Source organism: Brucella pseudogrignonensis (assembly GCF_002252525.1).
In the GTDB taxonomy this organism is placed as follows: domain Bacteria; phylum Pseudomonadota; class Alphaproteobacteria; order Rhizobiales; family Rhizobiaceae; genus Brucella; species Brucella pseudogrignonensis.
Genome location: NZ_NNRM01000001.1, coordinates 41599 through 67120, shown reverse-complemented (window position 1 = coordinate 67120; position 25522 = coordinate 41599). Strand labels below are relative to the sequence as shown.

Sequence of the window (25522 nt, the reverse complement as noted above, 5' to 3'; positions counted from 1 at the left end):
TCTATCGGAAAAGGCAGATGGACTTGGTTTGATCGAAGCTGCTGCAATTGCCGTCAAGGATGGCAAAATCGCTTATGTCGGCGCAGAAATTGATCTTCCCGCTGAATATGCCTCGCTTGAGAAGATTGACTGCGAAAACCGCCTGATCACGCCCGGTCTGATCGACTGTCACACGCATCTGGTCCACGCAGGCAATCGCGCGCATGAATTTGAGCTGCGCCTGAATGGTGCCACTTACGAGGAAGTTGCGCGCGCGGGCGGCGGCATTGTTTCCTCTGTTAAAAACCTGCGTGCGGCCAGCGAAGATGATCTGGTCCGTGAAACCCTGCCCCGCCTTGATGCGCTGATTGCTGAAGGCGTGACGACGGTTGAAGTCAAATCGGGTTATGGTCTCGATACGGACAGCGAAGCAAAGTCATTGCGTGCGGCTCGGCGTCTTGGGCATGAACGCGATGTTGCTATTCGCACCACATTTCTGGGCGCTCATGCCCTGCCGCCGGAAATGAATGGCGATAAAACGGCCTTCATCGACAAGATAGTCAACGAAATGCTGCCTGCTATTACGAGCGAAAATCTCGCCGATGCGGTGGACGGATTCTGCGAAGGCATCGCCTTCCTGCCGGATGAAATTGCACGCGTTTTCGATGCTGCAAAGGCGCACGGCCTTCAGGTCAAACTCCACGCAGACCAGCTTTCCAATCTGCATGGCGCAGCTCTTGCTGCTTCCTATAATGCGCTTTCTGCCGACCATCTTGAATATACTGACGCAGAAGGTGCGGCTGCCATGGCAAAGGCCGGAACCGTCGCAGTTCTGCTTCCCGGCGCTTATTATTTCATCCGCGAAACGCAAAAGCCGCCGGTCGAGCTTTTCCGTGCTGCTGGCACAAAGATGGCGCTTGCAACCGACAACAATCCCGGCACTTCGCCGCTGACCTCGCTTCTGCTCACCATGAACATGGGCGCAACCCTGTTCCGCATGACAGTCGATGAATGCATTGCAGGCGTCACCCGCGAAGCAGCCCGTGCCCTTGGTGTGCTCGACAAGACCGGCACGCTTGAGGTCGGCAAGGACGCGGATCTCGCCATCTGGAGCGTCGAGCGTCCGGCAGAGCTTGTTTACCGCATTGGCTTCAACCCGCTCTGGAAGCGGGTTTTCAAAGGCCGCTATCAGTAATTTTCAATGGAGTTTTCCATGTCCCTCGTTCTACATCCCGGCAACGTTTCACTTGGCGTGCTTGAACAAATCTATCGCGGCAATCTCGCCGCCCGCATTGATCCGTCCTTTCATAAGGGCGTTGAAAAGGCAGCGGCACGCATCGCCGAAATCGCAGCTGGCGATACACCGGTTTATGGCATCAATACCGGCTTTGGTAAGCTCGCCTCTATCCGCATCGCGCCCGAAGACGTGGCAACGCTTCAGCGCAATCTCATTCTGTCGCATTGCTGCGGTGTCGGTGAGCCGCTGAGCGAAGACATCGTGCGCCTCATAATGGCGCTGAAACTCATTTCGCTTGGCCGTGGGGCATCAGGCGTGCGGCTCGAACTCATCACCCTCATCGAAGCCATGCTTGAAAAAGGCGTGATCCCGATGATCCCGGCCAAGGGTTCGGTCGGCGCATCCGGCGATCTTGCACCGCTCGCTCATATGGCAGCGGCCATGATCGGCGAAGGTGAAGCCTTCTATCAGGGCGAACGCCTGCCATCTGCTGAAGCACTGAAGAAAGCAGGCCTCAAGCCCGTCGTTCTGGCTGCGAAGGAAGGGCTCGCCCTCATCAACGGCACACAGACCTCGACTGCGCTGGCACTCGCCGGCCTGTTCCGCGCACATCGTGCATTGCAGGCAGCCCTCATCACCGGCGCGCTTTCGACCGATGCGGCAATGGGTTCAACTGCTCCGTTCCATCCGGATATTCACACCCTGCGCGGACATCAGGGCCAGATCGATACGGCTGCAGCACTGCGCAATCTGCTGTCTGGTTCGGTTATTCGCGAGAGCCACCTTGAAGGAGACCAGCGCGTGCAAGACCCTTATTGCATCCGCTGCCAGCCGCAGGTCGATGGTGCCTGTCTCGACATTCTGCGCCAAGCTGCACGCACACTTGAAATCGAAGCCAATGCCGTCACCGATAACCCACTCGTCCTCTCTGATGACAGTGTGGTTTCAGGCGGCAACTTCCATGCCGAACCAGTTGCTTTCGCAGCAGACCAGATCGCGCTTGCCGTCTGCGAAATTGGCGCAATTGCCCAGCGCCGCATTGCACTTCTGGTTGACCCTGCGCTTTCCTTTGGCCTGCCAGCTTTCCTAGCAAAGAAGCCGGGTCTCAATTCAGGTTTAATGATTGCGGAAGTCACTTCGGCTGCACTGATGAGCGAAAATAAGCAGATGGCGCATCCGGCATCGGTTGATTCCACACCAACTTCCGCCAATCAGGAAGACCACGTTTCCATGGCCTGCCATGGCGCACGCCGCCTGTTGCAGATGACTGAAAACCTCAACGCTATTATCGGCATTGAAGCATTGACAGGCGCACTCGGCGTTGAATTGCGCGGCCCGCTCGAAACCAGCCCTGAACTGAAAGCTGCCACCGCCGTTCTGCGCGCGCATGTGCCGACACTCGACGTTGATCGCTACATGGCCAACGATTTGGCAAGCGCAAGCGCCATCATCGCCGACGGCTCGTTCACTGGCAGCATCAGCGCCAATATCCTGCCTGCATTGGAGGCCTGATATGGCTGCTTTTGAAGTCCATCAGGGTTCGTCACCCGTCATTCTCGGCCTGCCCCACACCGGAACAGACGTACCGGAAGACATCTGGGCACGGCTCAATGACAATGGCCGCATTCTTGCCGACACCGACTGGCATATCCATAAGCTCTATGACGGGCTGCTGGACAATGTCACGACAGTCCGCGCCACCTTTCATCGCTATTGCATCGATGCCAATCGCGATCCGGCAGGCGCCAGCCTTTATCCCGGCCAGAACACCACGACGCTGATCCCGGAAACCGATTTCGACGGCCTTGCCATCTGGAAAGACGGCGAAGCACCCACCGAAGCCGATATTGCCGATCGCATCACCCGCTTCCACAAGCCCTATCACGAGGCACTCACCGCAGAAATCGAACGCGTGAAGGCGATCCATGGTGTGGCGATCCTGTATGATTGCCACTCGATCCGCTCGCATATCCCGTTTCTGTTTGAAGGCAAGCTGCCGGATTTCAACATCGGCACAGACCTCGGCAAAACCTGCGCACCGGAAATCGAAGCCGCAGCTGTGGAAGTGACCCAAAACGCCACCGGCTACACATCCATCCTCAATGGCCGCTTCAAGGGCGGCTGGACGACGCGCCATTACGGCAGGCCCGAAACCGGCGTCCACGCCATCAGATGGAGCTGGCGCAATCCACGCATCTGGCGAACGAGACCGTGCCTTTCGCATACGACGAAGCCAAGGCCGAGCCACTCCGCGCCCATCTCAAAAACCTATTGCAGCGTCTCGAACAGATCGCTGCCAAGATCTAAGTCCGAAAAGGGGAAATCATGTCCAACCCACGTCATAATGAACGCGACGTTCGCGCTCCACGCGGCACCGAGCTCAACGCCAAGAGCTGGCTCACCGAAGCCCCCCTGCGCATGTTGATGAACAATCTCGACCCGGATGTTGCCGAACGCCCGCATGAGCTGGTTGTCTATGGCGGCATTGGTCGCGCAGCCCGCACATGGGACGATTTCGACCGTATCGTCGCAACGCTGAAGACACTCAACGACGACGAAACCCTGCTGGTGCAGTCGGGCAAGCCGGTCGGCGTGTTCCGCACCCACAAGGATGCGCCGCGCGTTCTGATCGCCAATTCCAACCTCGTGCCACATTGGGCAACTTGGGATCATTTCAATGAACTGGATAAGAAGGGTCTCGCCATGTATGGCCAGATGACCGCCGGTTCGTGGATTTATATCGGCGCACAGGGCATTGTTCAGGGCACCTATGAAACCTTCGTGGAAGCTGGTCGCCAGCATTATGATGGCAACCTCAAAGGCAAGTGGATTCTGACCGGCGGCCTCGGCGGCATGGGCGGCGCTCAGCCTCTCGCAGCGGTTATGGCTGGCGCTTGCTGCCTCGCAGTCGAGTGTGACGAAACCCGCGCTGATTTCCGCCTGCGTACCCGTTATGTCGATGAAAAAACCCACAGCCTTGATGAAGCTCTGGCTAAGATCGACGAATGGACCAAGGCAGGTGAAGCCAAATCCATTGCACTCATCGGCAATGCCGCTGATGTTTTCCCGGAACTCGTCAAGCGTGGCGTGCGCCCTGACATCGTGACCGATCAGACCTCGGCACATGATCCGGTGCATGGCTATCTGCCAATCGGCTGGAGCGTTGCTGAATGGCGCGCCAAGCAGGAGAGCGATCCGAAGGGCGTTGCAAAAGCCGCCCGCGCTTCGATGAAGGTGCAGGTTCAGGCCATGCTCGACTTCTGGAATGCTGGCATTCCAACGGTGGATTACGGCAACAATATCCGCCAGATGGCGCTCGAAGAAGGTCTGGAAGACGCATTTGCCTTCCCGGGCTTCGTGCCTGCCTATATCCGCCCGCTGTTCTGCCGCGGCGTTGGACCTTTCCGTTGGGCTGCTCTCTCCGGCGATCCGGAAGATATTGCAAAGACCGATGCCAAGGTGAAGGAACTGCTGCCGGACAACAAGCACCTGCACAACTGGCTCGACATGGCGAAAGAACGCATCGCGTTTCAGGGTCTGCCAGCGCGTATCTGCTGGGTTGGCCTCGGTGATCGTCACCGTCTCGGCCTCGCCTTCAACGAAATGGTCCGCAATGGCGAACTGAAAGCACCAATCGTCATTGGTCGTGACCACCTCGATAGCGGCTCGGTTGCTTCACCAAACCGCGAAACCGAATCCATGAAGGACGGCTCGGATGCTGTATCCGACTGGCCGCTGCTCAATGCGCTGCTCAACACCGCATCGGGCGCAACATGGGTATCGCTCCATCATGGCGGCGGCGTCGGCATGGGCTTCTCCCAGCATTCGGGCATGGTCATCTGCTGTGATGGCACGGAAGATGCCGACCAGCGCATCGGTCGTGTGCTGTGGAATGATCCGGCAACGGGCGTCATGCGCCATGCCGATGCGGGCTATGAAGAAGCGCTCGACTGGGCAAAGCAGCAGAGTCTGCGTCTGCCTGCGATCCTGGGTAATTAATCCATGCACATCTTACGCAGCGCCGACCACAAGCACATGCCGTGGAAAAACGGTGGCGGTGTTACGGTTGAAATTGCGATCAGTCCTGAAAATGCGTCAGTCGATAATTTCGACTGGCGCATTTCCACAGCAACCGTTGCCAATGACGGCCCCTTCTCGGTTTTCAATGGCATTGATCGCACATTATCGGTGCTGGAAGGCAACGGCATTGTTCTCGATGTTGAAGGTGTAGAAACCACCCTCACCCGCGAGACAGCACCCTTTGCTTTTGCCGCCGATGCCAGCTCTGTTGCCCGCCTCATCGACGGAACAATCACCGATCTCAACGTCATGACGCGACGCGGGCGCTTTACGCATCAGGTTGAACGCATCGCCATTGATGATTCGAGAATTGTTGCATCCAATCGTGGCGCCATGCTTATTTTCTGTGCAGAAGGCAATTTCGATCTGAAATCAGACAGCGGAATCGCGCAAATGGGTTTGCACGATTGCTTGGTCATGTCGGGAGAGGCTCAGTTTTCTCTAGAACTTATTGGTAAGGGTATCGCCTATAAGGTTTTAATTATGGATATTAATGTAGAAAATCAGTGAATCCGCACGCGTGATTATGTTCAGCATGGAACGACTATCTTATTCGCCGCACCCGACATTGCAAATGGTCAGGTTATGACTCAATGCCGTGCCCGTCACCGCCACTAGGAATTCCTCGGGTTCCTTAAAAATACTGAGGCGAATATTCTGCCTGTCCTCGACGCCCATCTGGTGGTCGATAATTATGTAGCTCACAAACATCCGAAAGTCCGTGCATAGCTCGCGGCTCGTCCGCGCTTCCATGTCCACTACACACCAACTTATGCGTCATGGCTCAACCAGGTCGAGCGGCAGTTTGACCCTATCACGCAACGGCAGATACGCCTTGGTTCTTTTGTCAACGCCAGGGACCTGATTGGGAAAATAAGCGCCTTCGTTGAAGCCTATAATGCCAAGGCAAAACCCTTTGTCTGGACAGCCACAAGCCAGTCCATCCTCGCGAAGATCGAACGATTATGTAAAGCTATTTGCCGGACAGGACACTAGGCCGTGTGGACGAATTGACTCCGGTATAAGTTTTCCGGTTACAGATTTTCTTTCAACATGATTCACACATTGCCGACGTAATTTGGAGGTCGGCAATGTGCACGAAGATTACAGAGAGTGACTATGAACTGGCACTGGAGGTCTTTCGTGCTTGTCTACCAGCCGTTGGCGCGAAAGCAAAAAATGACCGCCTATTTCTTGAGGCATTGCATTATTTCACCCTTCATAACATCTCATGGCGGGCTTTGCCTGAGCGATTTGGTAACTGGAACAGCATATGGAAGCGTTTTGACCGCTTGGGTAAAGCGGGTGTGTTCGAAGACTATTTTTCCATTTTGGCTGGGCTCGATGAAAGCGCTCATCTGATTGCTATGTTCGACAGCACCGTCATTCGCGCCCATATATCTGCAGCAGGTGCTAAAGGGGGCAGGAAAGTCAAGCGCTCGGTCGTTCTCGTGGAGGGTTCGGAACCAAAATCCATCTGAAAACCGACCGAAATGGTCAGCCCCTTGGGTTTGAACTAACCGGAGGCGAAGCTTCCGATAGTAAACAGTTTGAAAGCCTCATGGAAACTGGCCCTCAAGTCAGGCACCGCGCTATTATTGCTGACAAAGGCTATGATAGCGACGTTAATAGAGAGACTGCGCGAAAGGCTGGCGCAATTCCTGTGATCCCTTACAGATCAAACAGAAGAAATATTCCGAAACATTTTGCCACGGCGCTTTATCGAGGTCGCGCACGTATTGAACAAATGATGGGGAAGCTCAAACGGTTCAAACGTGTAGCACTACGTTGCGAGAAAACAGCAAGAAATTTCCGATCCATCGTCGCAATCGCTGCTGCTTTTATCTTAATCAAATCCGTCCACACGGCCTAGCATGTGATCATCGGCTCAAGTTTACAGCATTCACTCGTGTAACCCGTGCCTCGTGAGAAGAGCGCAGACGGTAACGATCTCCGGGATAAGTGAACCGGCTGCGTGTCACTGGTATACCATCGCGCCATGTCTGCCTATCTACAAGCAAACAAGGCTGACTGATATCAATCTGCAGATTTTCGCGAATGTCTTCATCCGCGCGTATAGCACGGATTGTATTGTCGACTGTCGTGACAATCGTGTTACGCAACAGCCAGAAATTCGGGGTAATCAGGGTGAAGTCCTGCTCGAGATAATCGGGCGCTTCAGCGCTATTCACATATCGCTCTTCGATTTGGATCGGTGTTCCATCTTCGAGGTGCAAAAGCTTGGAATAGAAGACGTCGTTTTCGGGCGAGCTCTGCAACATATTCCGCCGCGGGTTGTCCGCACTCAAAACCTCGTGCTGCAAAACACGGCTGCTATGCGCGCCGCCCGACAGGATCACTTCCTCTGAAGCGTCTGGCAAATTGAAAATCGCGCATTGCATCCGCGGGCCAACGACGAATGTTCCGCGTCCCTGAATGCGCAACAGAACCCCGTCAGCCTGCAATTCCCGCAATGCCCGGCGCACTGTCAGGCGAGATGCACTGAAGGTTCCCGCAAGGTCATCTTCTGAAGGCACCTGAAAGTTTGCCGGCCATTCTGCTGTTTCGATCTTTTTGTCGATAGCGCTTTTTATTTGAGCATATAATGGTTGGTCTGAACTGTTCATATCTCACAACAAATGATGTTATTAATAGCGCATAATCACATTCATAGTCGGGCTGGGTCAAGTCCACTTGCGTGATTACACATGGCATGAATCACGGGTTTCACCCCTAATGATTGCTTGCTAATGTTCTGGCTACAAATTCAGCGTCTGCCGGAAGTTGGTCCAGCGCCGGAAAGCCGAAGACATTCAAGAACATCAGCGAAACCGCTAAAATATTTGGTTTGTCATCAATGGAATCCACCCTGAAATAGATTGGGATCAGTTTTTCCAAAACATCAACTTCAATTCTTTCGGCGTTTAACTCAGCACTTTTGATAGTCTCGCGGAAGGCACCCGTATTTTCAAAACGTGTCGCCCACGCATGCACCTTCAGCGTCGTTCGGACAATTCTCAGCGGGATTACGACCTCTTCCCGCCATTCTTGTATTTCGGCGTATAGAGCGCTGAGCGCTTTTGCCGTGACATATCGGTCTGTTGTTACCGCGTGCAGAACCGCCAGATAAAACGGCACATCAATGGCATAATTGTCTTGCAAGCTCAGCAAGGCAGCCGGAATTCCGGGCTTGGCATAGAGTTGAAGCATAAAGCTCCAAAGTGCTGAATGACGTTCTATATCGTCCACTCGCGTGATCCTCTGCCTTTAAGATCCAGGCTTCAGCCCATCCCAACGTTTAACCGTGCCTGTTTCAATACCGAACAGATCAAGAGCGCGGCCCACAGAATGGCAGACCATCTCGTTAATGCTTTCGGGATGCGAATAAAAGGCTGGAACGGGCGGCATGATGATTGCCCCCATTTCAGTGAGTGCTGTCATCGTTTTCAAATGCCCGAGATGCAGCGGCGTTTCCCGCACCATGAGAACCAGTCGGCGCCGTTCTTTCAAAACCACATCAGCGGCCCTGCTCATCAGTGTCGACGTCACACCCGACGCTATCTCCGACATGGTTTTAACCGAACACGGAGCAACCAGCATACCCATCGTCCTGAACGATCCCGATGCTATCGAAGCGCCGACATCCGCAGCCGAATGAACCACATCGGCGCGATGCGACAGCTCTGATTTTTGTATACCAAGCTCCTGATGGAGCGTGAGCAGCGCTGCGCGCGAAACAACGAGATGCGTTTCGACGCCCACTGATCGCGCCAGTTCCAGTGCCTTAAGCCCATAAGCTGCGCCCGAAGCGCCCGAAATTCCTATCACCAGGCGTTGAGCGCTCATCGGTTACGCTCCCTCGAACCAGTCGCTGGCCTTGACACTGTCGCCAAGTCGCAATCGCTTGCGTTCAAACTCCTGTTCCCGTCCCCATGGCTTGGTCGCATCCACAAGCAGCCTGCCCCAATGGTCCTTCTGTTCATCCCGATAAAATGATGGTGTATCCGGGATGATCAGCATGTCCTTGTCTGGGCGACAACGCGTTAGAATGGCCCATTGCACATCATCCATGTCGTAGATATTCACGTCGGTATCCACCACCGTGATCTGTTTTGACCATATGGGTTCGGCCCCGATAGCCGCCAGCATGACCTGACGCGCATGTCCCTCGAACTGCGGCTCGATCTGGATGATGGCGTGATTGACGAATGGCTGGCAGGTGACATTGATGATACCGGGAAGCGCAGCACTCAAGCGCTGATAAATATTCGCGGAAACCGATAGTTCGAGTGTGAGCACTTCTTCAGGTGAACCACATAATATCGAATGGAACAGTGCGTCTTTGCGCACGGTGACGCCCAGTACTTCGAAAACCGCATTAGGTCCGACAGGAACGTAATACCCCATAAACTCGCCAAAAGGCCCTTCGGCGCGTCGTTCATTGGGAAGAAAGCGTCCTTCGATAACCACTTCGGTTTCTGCAGGAACTTCAAGATCGATATGGTTGCATTTGCGCATGGCAATCGGTCGTCCACGCAGGCGTGCCGCCACTTCCAATTCGTCGACATCATACGGCAGTGGCGCTGCTGCGGTTAGAAATGCATGCGAAGGTGTACCAATCAACATGGCCGCTTCGAGCGGTTTGCCCAGTTTTTCCGCCTTCTCATGATAGATCGTCAGATGATGGCGAGGTGCCAAGCGACAGCGCAGCTCGTTATCGCTGATAAACATCGAGCGATGATAGGACAAATTACCAACGCCGGTTTCCGGATCTTTGGCGATAAACATGGCGGAGGTGAAATAGGGCGCGCCGTCCCGGTCAGAATAGGTAATCAGCGGCAGATCGGACAGCTTCACTTCTTCATATTCGGGAAGTTCGCTGTCATCGGCAAGTTTCAGCGGCTCTTTCATCTCTGACGTGCCAAGAGATGCGAGACGGCTCCACTGGGTGCAAAAATCCTTTGCGTCAATGCCGATCACTTCGGCAATTCTGTCGCGCGTGCTGTAAACATTGCTGACAACGGGAAACCGTGTGCCTTTTACGTTGGTAAACATCACCGGCTTCGCCCATTTTTTCTGCGCAAGCTGTGTGACGGCTGCAAGTTCATGCGCAGGGTCAATCTCTCGATCAACCACCAGCAGATCGCCGCGCTCTTCAAGCTTATTGATAAAATCTCTCATCTCAAACTCCATTCTAGGATTCAGCGGACAGTGCCCAAATTGGGTGTTAATGCGATACGGGTGGTACGCGCGTCGTGCGCGGAACGCAGCCGATAACGGTCTCCGGGATAGATAAAACGGCTACGCGTGACCGGAATCCCGTCGCGCCATGTCGAACGGTCCAGAAGCAGGCAAGGCTGGTTGGCATCGATCTGCAAAAGCTGGCGTATGTCGTCTTCAGCGCGAATGGCACGAATGGCATTATCAACTGTTGTGACCACCGTTTCGCGCCGAAACCATGCTTCGGGGCCTTGCGTTGAAAACGTCTGATCCAGATATCCCGGAGCTTCTGCGGCGTTGACATAGCGCTCTTCAAGCTGAATGGGCGTGCCATCTTCCAGATGAAGAAACCGGCTGTAATAAACCACGGCATCTGCGGACAATTGCAGAATGTTGCGCGCAGGATTGTCCTGCGCAAGAGTTGTGTGAACCAGAACCTGACAGGTGTGCGCGCCGCCAGAGTTGGCGATTTCATCGCTGATATTGGGAAGGTCGAACACGGCGCACTGAATGCGCGGCCCCAGCACAAATGTGCCCCGTCCCTGCACGCGGATTAACACGCCCGCTGTTTGCAGCTCGCGCAACGCACGGCGCACAGTCAATTGTGAAACGTCAAACTCTGCGGCCAGATCACCTTCCGAAGGGATCTGGAAATTTGCCGGCCATTCTTCCGTTTCAACGCGGCGATCAATTTCGCTTTTGATTTTTTTATAGAGATGCTGGTCAGTGTTCACGATGCGCGCTCATAAAATTGGCCAATGTGATAGTAAACTTCAACCATTATGATATCATAATCAAGTGCGTAAATTTAGAAATGCTAGAAATGTGTCGGACAAAAGATCACCCTCATCAGCATAAGGACCGCTATTCTGCGGTTTTATCGCTGTTTTGACCCAATTTCGACGTCTTGTATTTTTTCTGTTGACTTTTAAAGTGATATCACTTTGCATAGATAAGAATATCTTTAGTGCATCGAAATGAATAATTCCGGGCCACGCGGCGGAAAAGGAAGCTATGCTTTCAGCACAAGGGCTCGCCAAGAGGAGGGGCAATGTCGACCCACGACCTGCAAAAACTTGCTATGTATATCAACGGTGAATGGGTAGAGCCGTCATCGGGCCAATATATCGAGACCATCGATCCATTTACGGCGAAGCCTTGGGCCTTGGTGCCTCGCGGCAATGCCGAAGACGCTGACAGAGCCATTCAAGCAGCGCATAATGCCTTTACCAAAGGCCCGTGGAGAAAGTTGCATCCCAGCGAGCGTGGCCGCATTATACAGCGCTTCGCCGATCTCATCGAACAGAATGCAGATGAGCTGGCTGAGATCGAAGTGTGCGATAATGGTCGCCTTCTCGCCGAAATGCGCCATCAAATTCGATATATTCCGCGCTGGTATCACTATTATGCCGGGCTTGCAGACAAGATCGAAGGTGCTGTACATCCCTGTGATAAAAAAGCCCTGAGCTTCTCGCGGCACGAACCACTCGGCGTCTGCGTCGGCATCGTTCCGTGGAATGCGCCACTGTTTTTGTTCTCGCTCAAAGCTGCCCCCGCTTTGGCCGCAGGCTGCACTTTGGTGATGAAACCGGCTGAATACACGTCGGCGACTGCCATAAAATTGATGGAGCTGGTCGAGAAAGCTGGTTTCCCCGCAGGTGTGATCAATGTCGTGACGGGTTACGGACCCGAAGTTGGCGAGCCGTTGGTGACACACCCGCTCACTCGCCACGTTGGCTTTACAGGATCAACACGTACCGGCGCCCACCTCTATGCGCTGGCCGCCAAAGACATCAAGCGGGTCAGTCTTGAGTTGGGCGGCAAATCGCCCAATATTATTTTCGAAGACGCCAATCTTGATAATGCCGTACGCGGCGTTGTCGGCGGTATTTTCGGTGCCGTCGGCCAGACCTGTATCGCCGGTTCACGCTTGTTATTGCAGCGCAAAATCCACGATGAATTTCTGGAAAAACTCACGGCCTTCACCAAGACCGCGCGCATTGGCGATCCCAGACACCTCGATACCCGCATCGGCCCCATCGCAAACGCCATGCAATATGAGAAAGTGCTAAGTTACATTGATATCGCCCGGCAGGAAGGTGCAGAACTCATCCTTGGCGGCAAAAGACCTGATCTGGATGAATGTGCGGCAGGCTATTTCATTGAGCCAACAATTTTTGCTGGCGTCAACAATGATATGCGCATTGCCCGTGAAGAGGTGTTTGGGCCCGTTCTGTCGGCCATCCCATTCGATGAGCCGGAAGAAGCTGTAGCCATCGCCAATGACAGCGAATTCGGGTTAGCCGCAGGTGTCTGGACCTCGGATATGCGTCGCGCCATCCTCATGTCGGAAAGCTTGGAAGCAGGCAGTGTCTGGGTAAACACATATCGCGATGTGTCCTACACCACCCCATTTGGCGGATATAAAAAGAGCGGAATAGGCCGGGAAAACGGAATAGAAGGAATTAAAGAATTCCTGCAGACCAAAGCCGTGTGGTTGTCTACCGCAGAGGAGATAGCAAATCCGTTCGTGATCGGTTGAGAAGGAACGCAGAACCAAGCCTAAAAAAGCGAGCCATTTGAGGCCGGGTGGCTCGCAAACAATCTCGGCCACAGGGGAAATAAAAATGAGTGTTGTAAAATCAAAGCGCTCCAAAAATGCAATGGCGCTTACCATCGGGGCCGCAGTCGGCCTTCTCATGATCACAGGCGGTGTCAGTGCGCAAACCGCAGCTGACACCCTGCCACAGAAATATCGCGATGCCGGTGTCATCAAACTGGTTACCGATGCGAAATATCCGCCCTTTCAGTCTCTCAATGACGCTGGAGAAATGGTCGGTTTTGAGGTTGATCTTTGGAACGCCATCGCGGCTCGTCTCAACGTTAAAGTCGATGTTACATCGGTTTCGTTCGATTCCCTGATCCCCGGCGTTCAGTCGGGACGTTGGGATATTGCGATGGAAGGCATCACCGACAACGCTGAACGCCAGAAAGTCGTGAGTTTCGTTGACTACGGCTACACGACATCATCAGCTTACGTCCTTGAGCAAAAAGGCGCTGACATCAACGACCATCTCGGCCTTTGCGGGCTTAAAGGTTCCGCACAAAGCGGCACTGAATGGGTCGACATGATCACACATGAAATCGGCGAAGCGTGCGTTGCTGCAGGCAAGGAAAAGCCTACCGTTTCAGAATTCGGCACATCCGAAGCGACATTGCTGTCCGTTTATTCAGGACGCAGTGATTTCGTTTTGACATCTGCGGCACTTGCTGGAGAAATTCAGAAGTCCGCACCGCATCCGGTCAAAGTCGTTCCCATGGGCATTTTGCCAAGAATGCCAAGTGGCATTGCATTTCGTAAGAATGAAGCAGATCTCGGCGAAGCACTGCTTGCAGCTCTCAAGGAAGTCAAGGCCAGCGGTGACTACGACAAAATTTATGCGAATTGGACTGTCTCGCCGATGGCGATGGAACACGAGCCGGGTATAAATCTGGCAACGATCCCAACTTCAAAATAGCAATCTCGGCCGGTGATATAACTCACGATGAGGTTCATCGGCCGTATCAATGCGAATACGATTGAGAGACAGCCACTATGTCGGATGATTCAACTTTCGCCCCCTCGCCTTCACCTGACCAGCCCATGTTGACCTATGTCCCGGCCAGCGCCTGGAAGACGCGGATTGCTGCAACGCTGCTTGTCATCCTCATACTTTATTGCGTCCAGATGATTGCGGCTAATCCTAATTTCGGATGGAATGTAGTTGGAGAATATCTTTTCGACAGCCGCATCCTGTGGGGGTTGTATCTCACTTTATGGTTGACAGTAGTCACCATGGCCATTGGAGTTGTGCTGGGAACGATTATGGCCATTATGGCAATGTCCAACAATATCGTTATTTCGAACGTAGCCAATGCCTATATCTGGTTTTTTCGTGGGACCCCCGTCCTGGTTCAATTAATATTCTGGTACAACCTCGGCGCGCTCTTTCCCGAAATGTCGATCGGAGTGCCTTTCACATCCTGGTGGATTTCTGTTCCCACCAATTCGTTGATATCACCGATCACGGCCGCCGTCCTTGGTCTGGGCCTGAACGAAGGTGCATACATGTCCGAAATCATTCGGAGCGGCCTGATGTCGGTGGAGCCCGGTCAAAAACAGGCGGCAAAATCACTTGGCATGACCAACGGCAAGGCTTTGTGGCGCATTATACTGCCGCAGGCGATGCCGGTCATCATCCCGCCGACCGGCAATCAAACGATTGGAATGTTGAAAACATCCTCTCTGGTGAGTGTGATATCGTTGGCTGACCTGCTCTATTCAGCACAAACCATCTATTCACGAAATTTTCAGACCATTCCTTTGTTGATCGTGGCGTGTATTTGGTATCTGGCGGCAACGACAATCCTCAGTGCTGCGCAGGTTCGCATTGAGCGGCATTTTGGTCGCTCCAATCAGCAGACCCATAACTCCCCACCCCGCCCAACCCGTCGTCTGTTTCGTCAGAAAGCGCGATAATATGTCTGATCCGATGATTGTATTTGACCGGGTATCGAAAAATTACGGCAGCATGACTGTGCTTAGTAACATCAACCTTGAAGTGGCCGCTGGTGAGGTGATCAGTCTGATCGGCCCATCGGGATCAGGAAAGTCAACGCTGCTGCGTTGCGTGAATCATCTGGAGCGAATTGAGCAAGGCAGTATCACGGTGGACGGCGAGTTAATCGGCTACCGCCGCGAAGGCAATTTTGCGCACGAACTACCAGAAAAGCTGATTGCACGCCAACGTGCCCGGATCGGCATGGTATTTCAGAACTTCAACCTCTTTGGCCACAAAACAGCACTCGAAAACGTTATCGAAGCGCCCGTCCACGTGCTGGGAATCCCAAAACACGAGGCCGAGAAAAAGGCCTGCGAACTGTTGGCGCGCGTCGGATTGGCCGATAAATTAAACCATTATCCCCGCATGTTATCTGGCGGTCAGCAGCAGCGCGTTGCCATTGCACGCGCCTTAGCGATGAAACCCAAGGTTCTGCTTTTTGATGAGCCAACCAGTGCGCTTGATCCAGAACTGGTGGGCGAAGTGCTGGACGTGATGCGTTCGCTGGCAGCTGATGGTCTGACAATGATGGTGGTGACGCACGAAATGTCGTTTGCGCGAGATGTTTGCAACCGAATTGCATTCATGCAGGCGGGCCAAATTGTCGAATGTGGCGCTCCATCGGAAATACTGGATAATCCAGCATTTGAGCGAACGCGCTCCTTCCTGTCCAAGGTTCACTAGATGATCGTTTCGCACAAGGCTCATTCTTCGGGCAAATGGGATCTCATCATCATTGGTGGCGGTATAGTCGGATGTTCAACAGCTCTCTATGCCGCGCGATCAGGATTGCGTGTGCTGATCGTCGAGCGTGATACACCAGGATCAAGACAGTCGGGTCGAAATCTCGGCTTTGTGCGTCAGCAAGGCCGCGATTTTCGCGAACTACCACTGGCCATAGCTTCACTCAACCTATGGGACGGGCTGGAACAGGATCTGGGCCGTAAAATCGGATGGCTACGTGGCGGCAACGTAGTCCTTGCCACCAACGACAGCGATGTTGCATACCAGGCGGAATGGCAATTCAAAGCCAGGCAGTTCGGGATGGACACTGTTCTGTTGACTGCTTCTGAAATTCGCGAAAAGCTTCCGCTTATCGCAGACAATGCTAAAGTGCACGGGGCCATGTTTACCGCATCAGACGGGCGTGCCGAACCGAGCCGAACAACGCGGGCCATGTTTGAAGCGGCGATTGAAGCCGGTGTTTCCGTGATCCTTGGCGAGCGTGTGACACGAGTGGATATTCAGGCTGGTCATGTTCACGGGGTCTGGATTGGCCGCAAGCTCTATCGCTCAGATCAGGTGCTGTGCGCTGCGGGCACCGAAAGCTCAAAGCTGTTGCGCGCGGTTGGGTACAATCTCCCGCAAGAAAGAATACGCGCAACCGTGGCACGAACGATCCCGGCCGCAAATCTCACCGTCAATCCATGCATTTCTCTGCCACTAACCGGCATTCGTCAGGATGCACGTGGAGCGTTCGTATTTTCAGTGGCGGGCGGCGAATATGACGTACGTCTCGATTCCTGGCGCACCATGCGTCAATACAAAGAAACACGTAAAAGCAATCCTGGCGCGGCCCGCATCAATTATCTAGGTCCCCTGCAAAAGTTTGCGCCCTCGCGACGAATTGCACCGATTGCTGACATTGCACCGACGAGCGAGGCGATTGAACCCGCATTTTATCGCGTCCGGCAAGCTCAAGATGAGATACGGCGCTTCCTACCGGTGATCGCTGATCTCGAAATTGAAGCGGTCTGGGCCGGCATCATCGACACACTTCCTGATGTAATCCCTGTTATGGGCCATGTGAATGGCGTCGATGGACTTCTCGTGGCGACGGGCTTTAGTGGACACGGCTTCGGGCTAGGGCCAATGGCTGGAAAAGTCATGGCAGAGCTCGCGGGAGGGTACTCGTCTTCAGTGGATATATCAGGCCTATCGCCAGGCCGGTTCTAACAATAATCGCTGGGTCCTAAACAGTGCAAAACCCACACAACACAATGAATTATCAACGACAAGGAGACGCTAAAATGGCTCAGAGAATTTTTTCCGGTGCCCCTTCGGAAGCAATCGCCGGATACGCCAAAGCGGTTATCGATGGAAGCACGATCTATGTTTCCGGCACCACTGGCCGCGATAAATCAACGGGCATGTTTCCTTCCGATGCAGCGCAACAGGCACGCAATGCTCTCGCCGATATTAACGATGTTCTCAAGAAAGCTGGTGCGAGCCTCGCTCATGCCGTTGCTAGCCGAGTTTACGTCACCGATCTCGAAGCCGCCGATGCTGTGACGCCCGTGCTTGGAGAGGTGTTCAAAGACATTCGGCCAACCAGTACATTTCTCATTTGCCAAATTCCTGCAAGTGGCGCAAAAGTCGAGATTGAGATTACAGCTTCAGTCGCAAAGTGAGGCACCTTTCCTACGGCCTCGCTAAACTACTAAGCGAGTTCCTCATCATAGATTCAAAGTCAAGAATAACAGTTGCAATCAAAAGGTGCTGCGCCACGTCTCAAAATGCCGTGAAAATGAACTGCAGAAATTGAGCTCTGACACAACAGCGCTGATTACTTAATGGACTTAAGGAAACTTCTCCAAAAAAGTTGCCGTTGGTCCAATGAAATACTTGAGGACGGCGTTATCTGCCGATAATCTGGGAATACTCATATGCCTAAAGAACCCGATCGTAGCCGGGCTACGCAATAGAATAGCCTCCATCGACTGGAATGACGGTCCCGTTCACATAGGAAGCTGAATTCGAAATCAGAAATGCTATAACTTTCCCGACCTCTTCCGGTGCTGCCCAGCGGTTGAGCGGAATCCGATCAATTATTTTCGGCGCGCGTGCCGGATCATTTTTGGCACGCGATGCCATGCGCGTATCGATCCAACCAGGAGCCACGGCATTCGCACGCACCCCCTCTTTTCCCGCCCGCGACTGCGAGAGAACGCGTTAAAGAGACAATACCTCCCTTGCTCGCGCCATATGCGGGTGAACCGGGCGTTCCAAAAATGCTCCACATGGAAGCAATATTGACAATTGATCCGCCCGTCTGTTCAAGTTTTGGCAACGCCATTGTGCAAATATTGAAGACGGATAGAAGATTTACATCAATAACGGCTGCAAAATCTTCTGCTGTCCACTCCCGATCATGACGCTGAATACCAGCACAGGTCACAATCCCGTGAAGCGAGGAAGTGCTCTCGACGAGATCATTGACGGCGCTGGAACATGAAACATCCAATTCCACGAAATCTAGCCCAGGAGGCAGCTCAGACTCCCGATCAAGGCCGGCCGCAATTACTTTATATCCGTCTTTCAGAAGAATTGTTGAGGTTGCCAGCCCAATTCCGGTGCCTCCTCCTGTGACAATAACTGTTCTCATGGCAGTCTCCGTTGGTTACCGGATGGACATTATGTCCATCCGGGTACGTCACCTCATTAACTTTGATCAGACAGCATCATGGTCCAGGATCAGGTCGCGTTCCTTGGTTTCAGGGGAAAGAAACGCACTGATAAGGGAGATTGCTGCCAGCAAAATGACGTAAATCGCGACCGGCCACCAACTGCCGTATCTCGCAACCAGAGCTGCGCAGATAAACGGCGCAAAGGCTCCACCTATCAGGCTTCCAATTTCTTTAGACGCCGTAACACCTGCAAGACGATAACGAGAACCAAACATCTCAGCCATCCATGGTGACTCGATGACATACATGCCCATGATCGAAACGCCGAACCCGAGCATAAAGGAAAGGGTTATCAGGATCGGATTACCGGTTGAGACCATTGCAAATGCAGGAACGGCAAACAGAATAAGAAGGCCTGTCAGACTCATATGCACAAGGCGCCGCCCGAACCGGTCACAGAGTTTGCCAACAACCGGAATGGTGAAGTAACAAAAGACAGAGGCGAGAACGAGTCCGAGCGTTCCTGTCGTTTTAGACGCGTTTGGAAGATTTGCGATGTAACCGATCAGAAAGACCTGAAAGATCATCGAAGGACCAACTTCACCGATGCGTAGACCCAGGCATCTCACGAAGGCACCTCGCCCGGGGCCGAATACGCCGCGGTATATTTCTTTAAGTGTCGCTTTCGACTGCCGTTCCGCAACCGTAGAGAAGGCTGGGCTTTCTTTGACGCCTCGACGAATGTAAAGCCCCCACATTGCAACAAACAGAGATGCTAAGAATGGTAGCCGCCATCCCCATGTTAGAAGCTGTTCTGACGGTAGCATGCTCACCGCGAGCCAGACGGTCGAAGCAATCAGGGTGCCGGTGTTCGAGCCTATACTCAAAAACGACCCAACAAAACCTCGTTGATTTCGTGGCGCGCTTTCGACCAGAAGGGTTGATGCGCTTGCAAGCTCAGCGCCCGCCCCGAAACCCTGAAGGACGCGAAGCAGAACGAGCAGCAACGGAGCCCAGATTCCAATATGGGCATAGGTTGGTAGCAGACCGATACAGAATGTAGAAATGCCCATCAGCAGAATTGTGATGTAGAGTATATATTTGCGTCCGATTTTATCGCCCAGGCCTCCGAGGATCAGGCCTCCGATGGGACGTGCGGCAAAGCCAACGGCATAGGTGGCGAGGCTTGCAATGAGTCCCACCGCAGGGTCGGATCCCGGGAAGAACAACTGATTGAATACGGTCGCTGCAGCGAGCCCGTATATTGCGAAGTCATAATATTCAAGCGCAGTTCCGATGACACTTGAAGCTGTTCCTTTTCCGTAGACAGCACTCCGTTCTTGCCGATCTGCGGCATCACGGCTTTCATTCGTAACACTCACCATGCCCGTTCCTCCCAAAATCAGGTTTTTTAGATAATCCAGCCAGCCTCAGGCTTAACCGGAGAAATCGATCAGTACTTTGTATGAGGTGTTCTTATCCGAGGCAGCTTCGAAGGCCTGCCCCGCATTTTTTAAGCCAAATTTAGACGTGACGAGCGGATCAACATCGACCGCACGGCTTCCAATCAATTCGACAGCGTTTTCGAACTCATCATCAAAGCGGAACGCCCCAACCAGCCGGAGCTCTTTAACGGTCAGCAGATTGCAAGCACTGGACGGATTGGCCGGAAACAGACCCACCTGCACAATCGTCGCGTTGCGGGCAGCCTTTTCAAGCGCCAGGTTCAAGCCGCCTTCATTACCGGAGCACTCAATCACAGCATCATAGTCGCCAGCGATCACTGCATTTCCACGCAGGTCGAAAACAACATCCGCTTTCAGACGTTCCCCCATCGCCAAAGCAAGGCTTGCAACATCTGCGACGTCAATGGTGCCTGCTCCGGCGTGTCGCGCAGCCAGCAGACATAGCGCTCCAACAGGCCCAAACCCGACAATAAGAACCCGTTTCCCAGCGATGTCCGGGATTTGCTTTACAGCGTGTAACGCTACCGCTAGCGGCTCGGCCAAGGCACCGAGGTGTATCGGTACTTTATTGCCCAGCTTAAAGGCTCTTTCAGCGCGACAATGGATGTATTGTGAGAAAGCACCCGGTTCAGGCGGATTTCGCATGGCACTTCCCATAAAGCGCATGTTCTCACAAAATCTCGTCTTTTTCTCCCGACAATATCTGCATTCACCGCATGGTTGAGATGGATTGATACAAACCGCATCTCCTATCGCCAGACCCGATACGCCTTGCCCCACCCGATCGATCGTCCCGACGACTTCATGCCCTAAGGTCATCGGTCCTGTCATTTTCACAGATCCGAACCCTCCATGACTGTAGTAATGGAGATCTGATCCACAAATACCGCCGAAACCCGTCCTGATCCGCACTTCGTCTGGTTGAAGTTCAGTCAAAGGATTTTCGCGCAGCGCAATAACGCCGGGACGCTCCAACAAAACTGAAATAGTTGACGCGCTCATTTTGCCAACAACCATTGATGTGCGGCTTCATTGTGAAAACGCCAGTTTCTCTTCGGACCAGCCATTACGCACAACTGATAAAGATCATAACCGTGACAGACAGCGACCGGATGATAACCGCGAGGGACAAGCGTCAGTGTCCCTTCTTCCAGCACCAGTGCCTGATCCAGGCTTCTGTCATCGGTGTATACGCGCTGGAATGCAAAGCCTTGGGGCGGATTGAAGCGGCTGTAGTAAGTTTCCTCCAATTGTGTTTCTGTCGGGAAATCATCGATGTCGTGCTTATGCGGCGGATAGCTCGACGTGTGTCCACCCGGCGTAATCAGCTCAATGACAAAGAGCGTGTCTGCGGCATCGTCCCCTTCGGCCAGAATATTGGTGACATACCGCGTATTTGCACCACAACCGCGAGTTTCTGTGATGAGATCTTCAGGTCGAAACTGACGAAGAGCTTTATTCCCGGCGATTGAAGGGGCAGAGCATATGGCAAGTTCCAGCTCTGTCGTTGCTTCAACACGCCACTTCGTGCCCTTCGGAAGATAGATTGCGTGCGGCAATCCATCGAAAGGCGACATGCGATCACCGAAGTTCCCTCTCGAAACTTCATTGATGAAAAGTTCGCCCTGTCCCTGGACAACAACCAGACACAGTTCGTTTGTGTCGTCGCGGCCTTGTGCCGCTCCGCCGCCCTTTAAACGCTCAATGCGAAAGCCAATATACTTCCATCCGGCAGTTTCCGGTGTAACGTCGATCGGGATATTGGTGTTGTTATTTGGCTTTATAAGCAGGTTTTCCATAGTCTTCACTCGTCTTTAATGCGTTGAAAGTCTGCAGCGGTCCGCTTTCAGCTGGTTTTCTGACGTTCGAGTGCGGCTTGCAGCTGCTCGATAAGGGACGAGCTTTGTTGTGCGAGCAGCCAGGTATCAGCACCTGCCGCTACAAAATCAGCTCCCTGATCGAAGAATTTCGTAGCAGCTGTCGCACCATAGCCCAGTACCCCCGCGCCGCAGGACTTTGCGCTGATACGATTTAATGCGTCACGAATAGCTTCAGCAACTTCAGGCACGCTCGCACCTTGGCCGGTAAAACCCATTGAGGCAGCAAGATCGCCGGGACCTATGAAAATCGCATCGACACCTTCAACTTCAGCGATTTCTTCAAGATTTGCGAGAGCTGTCGGGGTCTCGGCCTGGACAATCACACAGATATGTTCTTCCTCTGAAGCTAGATAAGAAGCTGCGTCACGACCATATCCTGTCGCGCGTACAACCCCGGAAATGCCACGCACTCCCTTCGGGGGATATCGTGTCCATGATACGGCCTGTCTTGCCTGTTCTGCTGTATCAATCATCGGAAACATGATCGATTTGGTGCCTATATCGAGAAGGCGCTTTGTAACGGTCTGACTGGCCTCCGGAGGACGAACAATCACTTCGCAGTCTTCTGCGACGGCACGTAGCTGTTCGAGAACTGTCGAAACTTCGTTCGGAGAATGTTCCATATCAATCAGTAGCCAGTCGGCCCCAGAGCGCGCAAGAATTTCCGCCGAGGCAGCATTGCCAAGACTGACCCACAAACCGATCTGCTGTCTGTCTTTCAACCTTGCCTTAAAGGTATTGGTTTTCATGGTTGTCTCCTCTGTACCAGTGTTTTCGCTCAGACAACCGGTGGTTAGTCGAGCGTCAGATTCTGGACAGTTCGCCCACCATCAGCGAACAGGCTCTGACCCGTGATGTAACTAGCAAGGTTGCTCAATAGAAAAGCAATTCCAGCAGCAATTTCCTCTGGCTCACCCACACGCTTCATGGGTGTGCGTCGAAGTACGGCCTCCAATGCTTTTGGCTTTTCTTTCTCAAGAGCATCAAGCAACGGTGTTCGAACCGTTCCCGGCGCCATAGCATTCACCCGGATGCCAAAAGGCGCGAGTTCGACTGCCATAACGCGCACCATCTGTGCCACCGCTCCTTTCGAAGTGGCATAGGCAGTGTGCGAGGGCGTTGCGATGACAGAATTGACGGATGACAACAATACAACCGAATAAGCGTCTGCGTGAGATCGCGGTGCCTTTGCCCAGATACGAGCAAGTCGTTGAACGATGCGAAAACTTCCCAATACATTGATCTGGAGAATTTCGGCGAACTCTGTGTCTTCAAGTTCCAGAAAATTATGATGCCGGTCAACACCCGCACTGGTCACAACACCGTCCGGGACACCGTGCTCCTCTATAAGCTGACTGATCATCTGGTCGACATCATTCGGCTCTTTTACGTCACAACGCAAAAAGCTGATCCCACGAGGCAGGGTAGATGAGGGAATGTTCCGATCAGATACCACAACTCGAGCCCCGCTCTCAGCGAGGAAGACCGCGGTTGCAAGACCAATTCCGCTTGCTCCGCCTGTGACCAAATAGAGTTTTTTGTCAAACTTCATGGGTTGCCCTCCGCACCAAAGCCGAAAAGTGCCTGTGCATTTGCCGAAAACAGCAATTTCTGACGATATGGATCCGGGACGATAGAGCGCGAAAGTTCGATCAGCAGGCCATCATCAGGTGCCGGCTGAAGGTTGGGATGCGGCCAGTTCGAAGCCCAAATAACGCGGTGGGGGAATGCATCAGCAACCGTGCGCGCCAGAACAGCGACGTCCTCATAATCCGGTGCCCCGGTTATAGAGGTTTCATAAATGCCTGAAAGCTTGATCCAGACATTTCCTGTTGCAAGCAGCGACATCAGCGATTTGAAGGCCGTATGGTCGGGGCCAACAGGTTTGAGAAATTTGCCGACATGATCAATGACGATTTTGCAGGGTATGCGCGAAATCACATCCATACGCTGTGGCAGTTCTCGACCATCGAGTTGTAAATGCATTTGCCAGCCGCGCGCTGCGAGCCTTTCCCCAAGATCAGGGAGGTCACTCCACTCGTAAATGCCACCGTGAAGCATGAAGGCACGCAAGCCGACAATCCCTTGAGATCCCAGGTCATCCAGCAGTGCTTCGCTGGCCTTCACATTGACGACAGCTATACCGCGTGCGCTATTTCCAAGTGTACGTAACCCAGATAGCATGACTGAATTATCAGTCCCATACAGCATAGACTGAACGAGCACGACGCTCTCGATACCGAGTTTACGCATGACATGTTGGTAGTCGTCGACAGTTGCCCGCGGTACCGTAAAAGGAGCATCACCTTTATGAACACCTTCAGCATAGATATGCATGTGCGCGTCAACAGCCTCGGCAGGCAGCAAGGAAGCTTCAGAAATCATTCGGCAGCCGTCCCGGATATGCGACGATTGAGATCGCTTCGCTTCAAGAAATCTTCCGAGAGCCCCATGCCCAGTCCCGGATTTGAGGACGGGCTGATGAAGCCGTTCTCGACAACCGGGACACTATCAACGATTTCCGCATAAAAGCCCTGAGTGTGGGCGCGAACAGTTTCACAAATCAGACCGTTTGTACTCGCCGCAAGCAAGTGAACATTGGCACCCAGTGTCACCGGCCCGGTACAATCATGCGGCGCAATAACCCGGTCAAAAGCATCTGCAAGATGCATAACCTTAAGCGCTTCACTCAGGCCCCCGATCCATGCCACATCGAAATTGGCCACGTCGACTGCCCTGCGGGAAAAGACCTCACGATACCAGACTGACGTACCGAAATTCTCACTTCCGGCCACGCGTCCACCGACCTTTGAACGATAGATCGCGAGATCATCGAAATTCTGCATCCAGATCGGTTCTTCGTGCCAGTAAATATTGTAGTCCTTCAGGGCATCAGCAATCTCGAGGGCAACAGGCAGCTTCCACAGGCCGTGGTACTCGATCATGATATCCATTTTATCACCGACCGAATTTCTGATCTGTTCGATTGGCCAGAGCGCTTTACGCATTTCAGACGCTGAGATTTCATTACCGCGATTGCGCAGAGCGAATGGATCGAACGGCCAGATTTTCATTGCCGTGATGCCTTCGGCAAGCAATTCCTCTGCAAGACGCGCGGGTTCAAAGACCTGCAAAAGCAGATCGTCGTGCCGTTCTATTTTCTGAGGTGTCGGATCATCGCGGCTGATCAGCTCAGTATTGTATCCCGCCCGTACCCGGTTGTTATAGCGGGCTCCCGCGCAGGTATTATAAACCTTGATCTTGTCCTGCACCATTCCGCCGATCAGCTGATAAACAGGCTGATTTTGTATTTTACCAAACAGATCCCAGAGCGCGAGATCTACAGCTGAATTGCCCGAAACCTCGACGCTTCGGGAAGGAAAGCCATTAAAATGATTTCCGATTCTGCGAGATATCTCATGCATCAGAGCAGCGCGACGCGTCGGATCCTTGCCTATCAAAGCTGGCGCTGCCGTCGAATGAATGTATGCGATCACAGCATCAGGGTTACGGAAGGTTTCACCCAGTCCAACCAGACCTTCATCTGTATGCAATCTCACCCACACGAGATTACTAGCTTCCTGCATCTGAAGCGTTTCAACGCCAATAATTTTCATAGGGTCCTCCACCTGATTGGCAGAGAACAGCGCAT

General features: G+C 53.2%; 26 protein-coding genes and 1 pseudogene. 13 read left to right on the top strand and 14 right to left on the bottom strand.

All coding sequences use genetic code 11. From position 1 onward, the window contains the following. The 7 genes and pseudogenes from hutI to CEV34_RS00290 form a co-directional block, all read left to right on the top strand. Nucleotides 1-1174, top strand: a 1174-nt coding sequence (gene hutI / locus CEV34_RS00325) for an imidazolonepropionase (protein ID WP_143853289.1), incomplete at its 5' end; no start/stop codon positions are given. An 18-nt stretch (nucleotides 1175-1192) separates the two neighbouring features. Then, nucleotides 1193-2728, top strand: coding sequence for a histidine ammonia-lyase (gene hutH, locus CEV34_RS00320; protein WP_094543079.1), 1536 nt, complete (start codon nucleotides 1193-1195; stop codon nucleotides 2726-2728). A 1-nt stretch (nucleotide 2729) separates the two neighbouring features. Next, nucleotides 2730-3523: pseudogene (gene hutG, locus CEV34_RS00315) on the top strand (N-formylglutamate deformylase). Between the two features lie 18 nt (nucleotides 3524-3541). Then, on the top strand, nucleotides 3542-5215 hold the full coding sequence (gene hutU, locus CEV34_RS00310; protein WP_094543077.1) for a urocanate hydratase: 1674 nt from the start codon (nucleotides 3542-3544) through the stop codon (nucleotides 5213-5215). Nucleotides 5216-5218: 3 nt separating this feature from the next. Continuing rightward, nucleotides 5219-5806, top strand: a complete 588-nt coding sequence (locus tag CEV34_RS00305; protein WP_235818996.1) for a HutD/Ves family protein — start codon at nucleotides 5219-5221, stop codon at nucleotides 5804-5806. Nucleotides 5807-6387: 581 nt separating this feature from the next. Continuing rightward, nucleotides 6388-6777: a transposase gene (locus CEV34_RS00295; protein WP_094543072.1), complete on the top strand. Its 390-nt coding sequence runs from the start codon at nucleotides 6388-6390 to the stop codon at nucleotides 6775-6777. Next, on the top strand, nucleotides 6768-7169 hold the full coding sequence (locus CEV34_RS00290) for an IS5 family transposase (protein ID WP_094543070.1): 402 nt from the start codon (nucleotides 6768-6770) through the stop codon (nucleotides 7167-7169). Before CEV34_RS00295 ends, CEV34_RS00290 begins: the two co-directional genes overlap by 10 nt. Nucleotides 7170-7176: 7 nt before the next feature. Here the strand turns inward: CEV34_RS00290 and CEV34_RS00285 are convergent, their stop codons facing one another. The 5 genes from CEV34_RS00285 to CEV34_RS00265 form a co-directional block, all read right to left on the bottom strand. Then, nucleotides 7177-7923: a UTRA domain-containing protein gene (locus CEV34_RS00285; RefSeq protein ID WP_024899070.1), complete on the bottom strand. Its 747-nt coding sequence runs from the start codon at nucleotides 7921-7923 to the stop codon at nucleotides 7177-7179. Nucleotides 7924-8029: 106 nt separating this feature from the next. Continuing rightward, nucleotides 8030-8545 (bottom strand): TIGR02444 family protein, encoded by a 516-nt coding sequence (locus CEV34_RS00280; protein WP_094543068.1) that lies wholly within the window; start codon nucleotides 8543-8545, stop codon nucleotides 8030-8032. 18 nt (nucleotides 8546-8563) lie between these two features. Then, nucleotides 8564-9142: a UbiX family flavin prenyltransferase gene (locus tag CEV34_RS00275; RefSeq protein ID WP_094543066.1), complete on the bottom strand. Its 579-nt coding sequence runs from the start codon at nucleotides 9140-9142 to the stop codon at nucleotides 8564-8566. Between the two features lie 3 nt (nucleotides 9143-9145). Further along, on the bottom strand, nucleotides 9146-10477 hold the full coding sequence (locus CEV34_RS00270) for a UbiD family decarboxylase (protein WP_024899067.1): 1332 nt from the start codon (nucleotides 10475-10477) through the stop codon (nucleotides 9146-9148). A gap of 20 nt (nucleotides 10478-10497) precedes the next feature. After that, nucleotides 10498-11250: a UTRA domain-containing protein gene (locus tag CEV34_RS00265; RefSeq protein ID WP_179253449.1), complete on the bottom strand. Its 753-nt coding sequence runs from the start codon at nucleotides 11248-11250 to the stop codon at nucleotides 10498-10500. A 317-nt stretch (nucleotides 11251-11567) separates the two neighbouring features. On the opposite strand from CEV34_RS00265, the gene CEV34_RS00260 reads away from it, so the two are divergent. The 6 genes from CEV34_RS00260 to CEV34_RS00235 all read left to right on the top strand — a co-directional run bounded on the left by CEV34_RS00260 (nucleotide 11568) and on the right by CEV34_RS00235 (nucleotide 17528). Continuing rightward, nucleotides 11568-13058: an aldehyde dehydrogenase gene (locus CEV34_RS00260; protein WP_094543061.1), complete on the top strand. Its 1491-nt coding sequence runs from the start codon at nucleotides 11568-11570 to the stop codon at nucleotides 13056-13058. Nucleotides 13059-13143: 85 nt separating this feature from the next. Next, nucleotides 13144-14034, top strand: coding sequence for an ABC transporter substrate-binding protein (locus CEV34_RS00255; protein ID WP_094543060.1), 891 nt, complete (start codon nucleotides 13144-13146; stop codon nucleotides 14032-14034). Nucleotides 14035-14111: 77 nt separating this feature from the next. Continuing rightward, nucleotides 14112-15035 (top strand): amino acid ABC transporter permease, encoded by a 924-nt coding sequence (locus tag CEV34_RS00250; protein ID WP_094543058.1) that lies wholly within the window; start codon nucleotides 14112-14114, stop codon nucleotides 15033-15035. A 1-nt stretch (nucleotide 15036) separates the two neighbouring features. Continuing rightward, nucleotides 15037-15801 (top strand): amino acid ABC transporter ATP-binding protein, encoded by a 765-nt coding sequence (locus tag CEV34_RS00245; protein WP_094543056.1) that lies wholly within the window; start codon nucleotides 15037-15039, stop codon nucleotides 15799-15801. After that, nucleotides 15802-17073, top strand: a complete 1272-nt coding sequence (locus CEV34_RS00240) for an NAD(P)/FAD-dependent oxidoreductase (RefSeq protein ID WP_094543055.1) — start codon at nucleotides 15802-15804, stop codon at nucleotides 17071-17073. A gap of 74 nt (nucleotides 17074-17147) precedes the next feature. Next, a complete protein-coding gene (locus tag CEV34_RS00235) occupies nucleotides 17148-17528 on the top strand; it encodes a RidA family protein (RefSeq protein WP_094543052.1) in 381 nt (126 codons plus the stop codon). Between the two features lie 283 nt (nucleotides 17529-17811). On the opposite strand, the gene CEV34_RS27525 is transcribed toward CEV34_RS00235, so the two are convergent. From CEV34_RS27525 to CEV34_RS00195, 9 genes are all read right to left on the bottom strand, one after another. Continuing rightward, nucleotides 17812-17991 carry an SDR family oxidoreductase gene (locus tag CEV34_RS27525; RefSeq protein ID WP_268877838.1) on the bottom strand — a complete coding sequence of 60 codons (180 nt, stop codon included), beginning with the start codon at nucleotides 17989-17991 and terminating at the stop codon, nucleotides 17812-17814. Further along, entirely contained in the window at nucleotides 17969-18502 is a 534-nt protein-coding gene (locus CEV34_RS00230) for an SDR family NAD(P)-dependent oxidoreductase (RefSeq protein ID WP_268877837.1), read from the bottom strand. The genes CEV34_RS27525 and CEV34_RS00230 overlap by 23 nt, the downstream gene beginning before the upstream one ends. Nucleotides 18503-18568: 66 nt before the next feature. Continuing rightward, complete coding sequence (locus CEV34_RS00225) at nucleotides 18569-19909, bottom strand: MFS transporter (RefSeq protein WP_094543049.1); 1341 nt, start codon at nucleotides 19907-19909, stop codon at nucleotides 18569-18571. Between the two features lie 51 nt (nucleotides 19910-19960). Next, complete coding sequence (locus CEV34_RS00220; protein WP_094543046.1) at nucleotides 19961-21007, bottom strand: L-idonate 5-dehydrogenase; 1047 nt, start codon at nucleotides 21005-21007, stop codon at nucleotides 19961-19963. Further along, nucleotides 20989-21789, bottom strand: coding sequence for a 5-deoxy-glucuronate isomerase (iolB, locus tag CEV34_RS00215; protein WP_094543043.1), 801 nt, complete (start codon nucleotides 21787-21789; stop codon nucleotides 20989-20991). Before iolB ends, CEV34_RS00220 begins: the two co-directional genes overlap by 19 nt. A 47-nt stretch (nucleotides 21790-21836) precedes the next feature. Further along, a complete protein-coding gene (locus tag CEV34_RS00210) occupies nucleotides 21837-22619 on the bottom strand; it encodes an HpcH/HpaI aldolase family protein (protein WP_094543040.1) in 783 nt (260 codons plus the stop codon). A 44-nt stretch (nucleotides 22620-22663) separates the two neighbouring features. After that, nucleotides 22664-23422: an SDR family NAD(P)-dependent oxidoreductase gene (locus CEV34_RS00205; protein ID WP_094543037.1), complete on the bottom strand. Its 759-nt coding sequence runs from the start codon at nucleotides 23420-23422 to the stop codon at nucleotides 22664-22666. Next, the gene (locus tag CEV34_RS00200) at nucleotides 23419-24255 is read right to left on the bottom strand and encodes an amidohydrolase family protein (RefSeq protein WP_094543034.1); all 837 of its coding nucleotides are present in this window, start codon (nucleotides 24253-24255) and stop codon (nucleotides 23419-23421) included. The genes CEV34_RS00205 and CEV34_RS00200 overlap by 4 nt, the downstream gene beginning before the upstream one ends. Further along, entirely contained in the window at nucleotides 24252-25487 is a 1236-nt protein-coding gene (locus CEV34_RS00195; RefSeq protein WP_094543031.1) for a mandelate racemase/muconate lactonizing enzyme family protein, read from the bottom strand. The genes CEV34_RS00200 and CEV34_RS00195 overlap by 4 nt, the downstream gene beginning before the upstream one ends. Nucleotides 25488-25522: the final 35 nt, after the last annotated feature.

Bases quoted from the DNA above. Each gene is read 5' to 3' on its own strand.
- CEV34_RS00195 (WP_094543031.1), bottom strand. From the start codon at position 25,487: ATGAAAATTATTGGCGTTGAAACGCTTCAGATGCAGGAAGCTAGTAAT.
- CEV34_RS27525 (WP_268877838.1), bottom strand. From the start codon at position 17,991: ATGGCATCGCGTGCCAAAAATGATCCGGCACGCGCGCCGAAAATAATT.
- CEV34_RS00295 (WP_094543072.1), top strand. From the start codon at position 6,388: ATGTGCACGAAGATTACAGAGAGTGACTATGAACTGGCACTGGAGGTC.
- CEV34_RS00200 (WP_094543034.1), bottom strand. From the start codon at position 24,255: ATGATTTCTGAAGCTTCCTTGCTGCCTGCCGAGGCTGTTGACGCGCAC.
- CEV34_RS00230 (WP_268877837.1), bottom strand. From the start codon at position 18,502: ATGAGAACAGTTATTGTCACAGGAGGAGGCACCGGAATTGGGCTGGCA.
- CEV34_RS00205 (WP_094543037.1), bottom strand. From the start codon at position 23,422: ATGAAGTTTGACAAAAAACTCTATTTGGTCACAGGCGGAGCAAGCGGA.
- CEV34_RS00225 (WP_094543049.1), bottom strand. From the start codon at position 19,909: ATGGTGAGTGTTACGAATGAAAGCCGTGATGCCGCAGATCGGCAAGAA.
- CEV34_RS00220 (WP_094543046.1), bottom strand. From the start codon at position 21,007: ATGGTTGTTGGCAAAATGAGCGCGTCAACTATTTCAGTTTTGTTGGAG.
- CEV34_RS00255 (WP_094543060.1), top strand. From the start codon at position 13,144: ATGAGTGTTGTAAAATCAAAGCGCTCCAAAAATGCAATGGCGCTTACC.
- iolB (WP_094543043.1), bottom strand. From the start codon at position 21,789: ATGGAAAACCTGCTTATAAAGCCAAATAACAACACCAATATCCCGATC.
- CEV34_RS00235 (WP_094543052.1), top strand. From the start codon at position 17,148: ATGGCTCAGAGAATTTTTTCCGGTGCCCCTTCGGAAGCAATCGCCGGA.
- CEV34_RS00245 (WP_094543056.1), top strand. From the start codon at position 15,037: ATGTCTGATCCGATGATTGTATTTGACCGGGTATCGAAAAATTACGGC.
- CEV34_RS00270 (WP_024899067.1), bottom strand. From the start codon at position 10,477: ATGAGAGATTTTATCAATAAGCTTGAAGAGCGCGGCGATCTGCTGGTG.
- CEV34_RS00305 (WP_235818996.1), top strand. From the start codon at position 5,219: ATGCACATCTTACGCAGCGCCGACCACAAGCACATGCCGTGGAAAAAC.
- CEV34_RS00260 (WP_094543061.1), top strand. From the start codon at position 11,568: ATGTCGACCCACGACCTGCAAAAACTTGCTATGTATATCAACGGTGAA.
- CEV34_RS00275 (WP_094543066.1), bottom strand. From the start codon at position 9,142: ATGAGCGCTCAACGCCTGGTGATAGGAATTTCGGGCGCTTCGGGCGCA.
- CEV34_RS00210 (WP_094543040.1), bottom strand. From the start codon at position 22,619: ATGAAAACCAATACCTTTAAGGCAAGGTTGAAAGACAGACAGCAGATC.
- CEV34_RS00240 (WP_094543055.1), top strand. From the start codon at position 15,802: ATGATCGTTTCGCACAAGGCTCATTCTTCGGGCAAATGGGATCTCATC.
- hutU (WP_094543077.1), top strand. From the start codon at position 3,542: ATGTCCAACCCACGTCATAATGAACGCGACGTTCGCGCTCCACGCGGC.
- CEV34_RS00250 (WP_094543058.1), top strand. From the start codon at position 14,112: ATGTCGGATGATTCAACTTTCGCCCCCTCGCCTTCACCTGACCAGCCC.
- hutH (WP_094543079.1), top strand. From the start codon at position 1,193: ATGTCCCTCGTTCTACATCCCGGCAACGTTTCACTTGGCGTGCTTGAA.
- CEV34_RS00285 (WP_024899070.1), bottom strand. From the start codon at position 7,923: ATGAACAGTTCAGACCAACCATTATATGCTCAAATAAAAAGCGCTATC.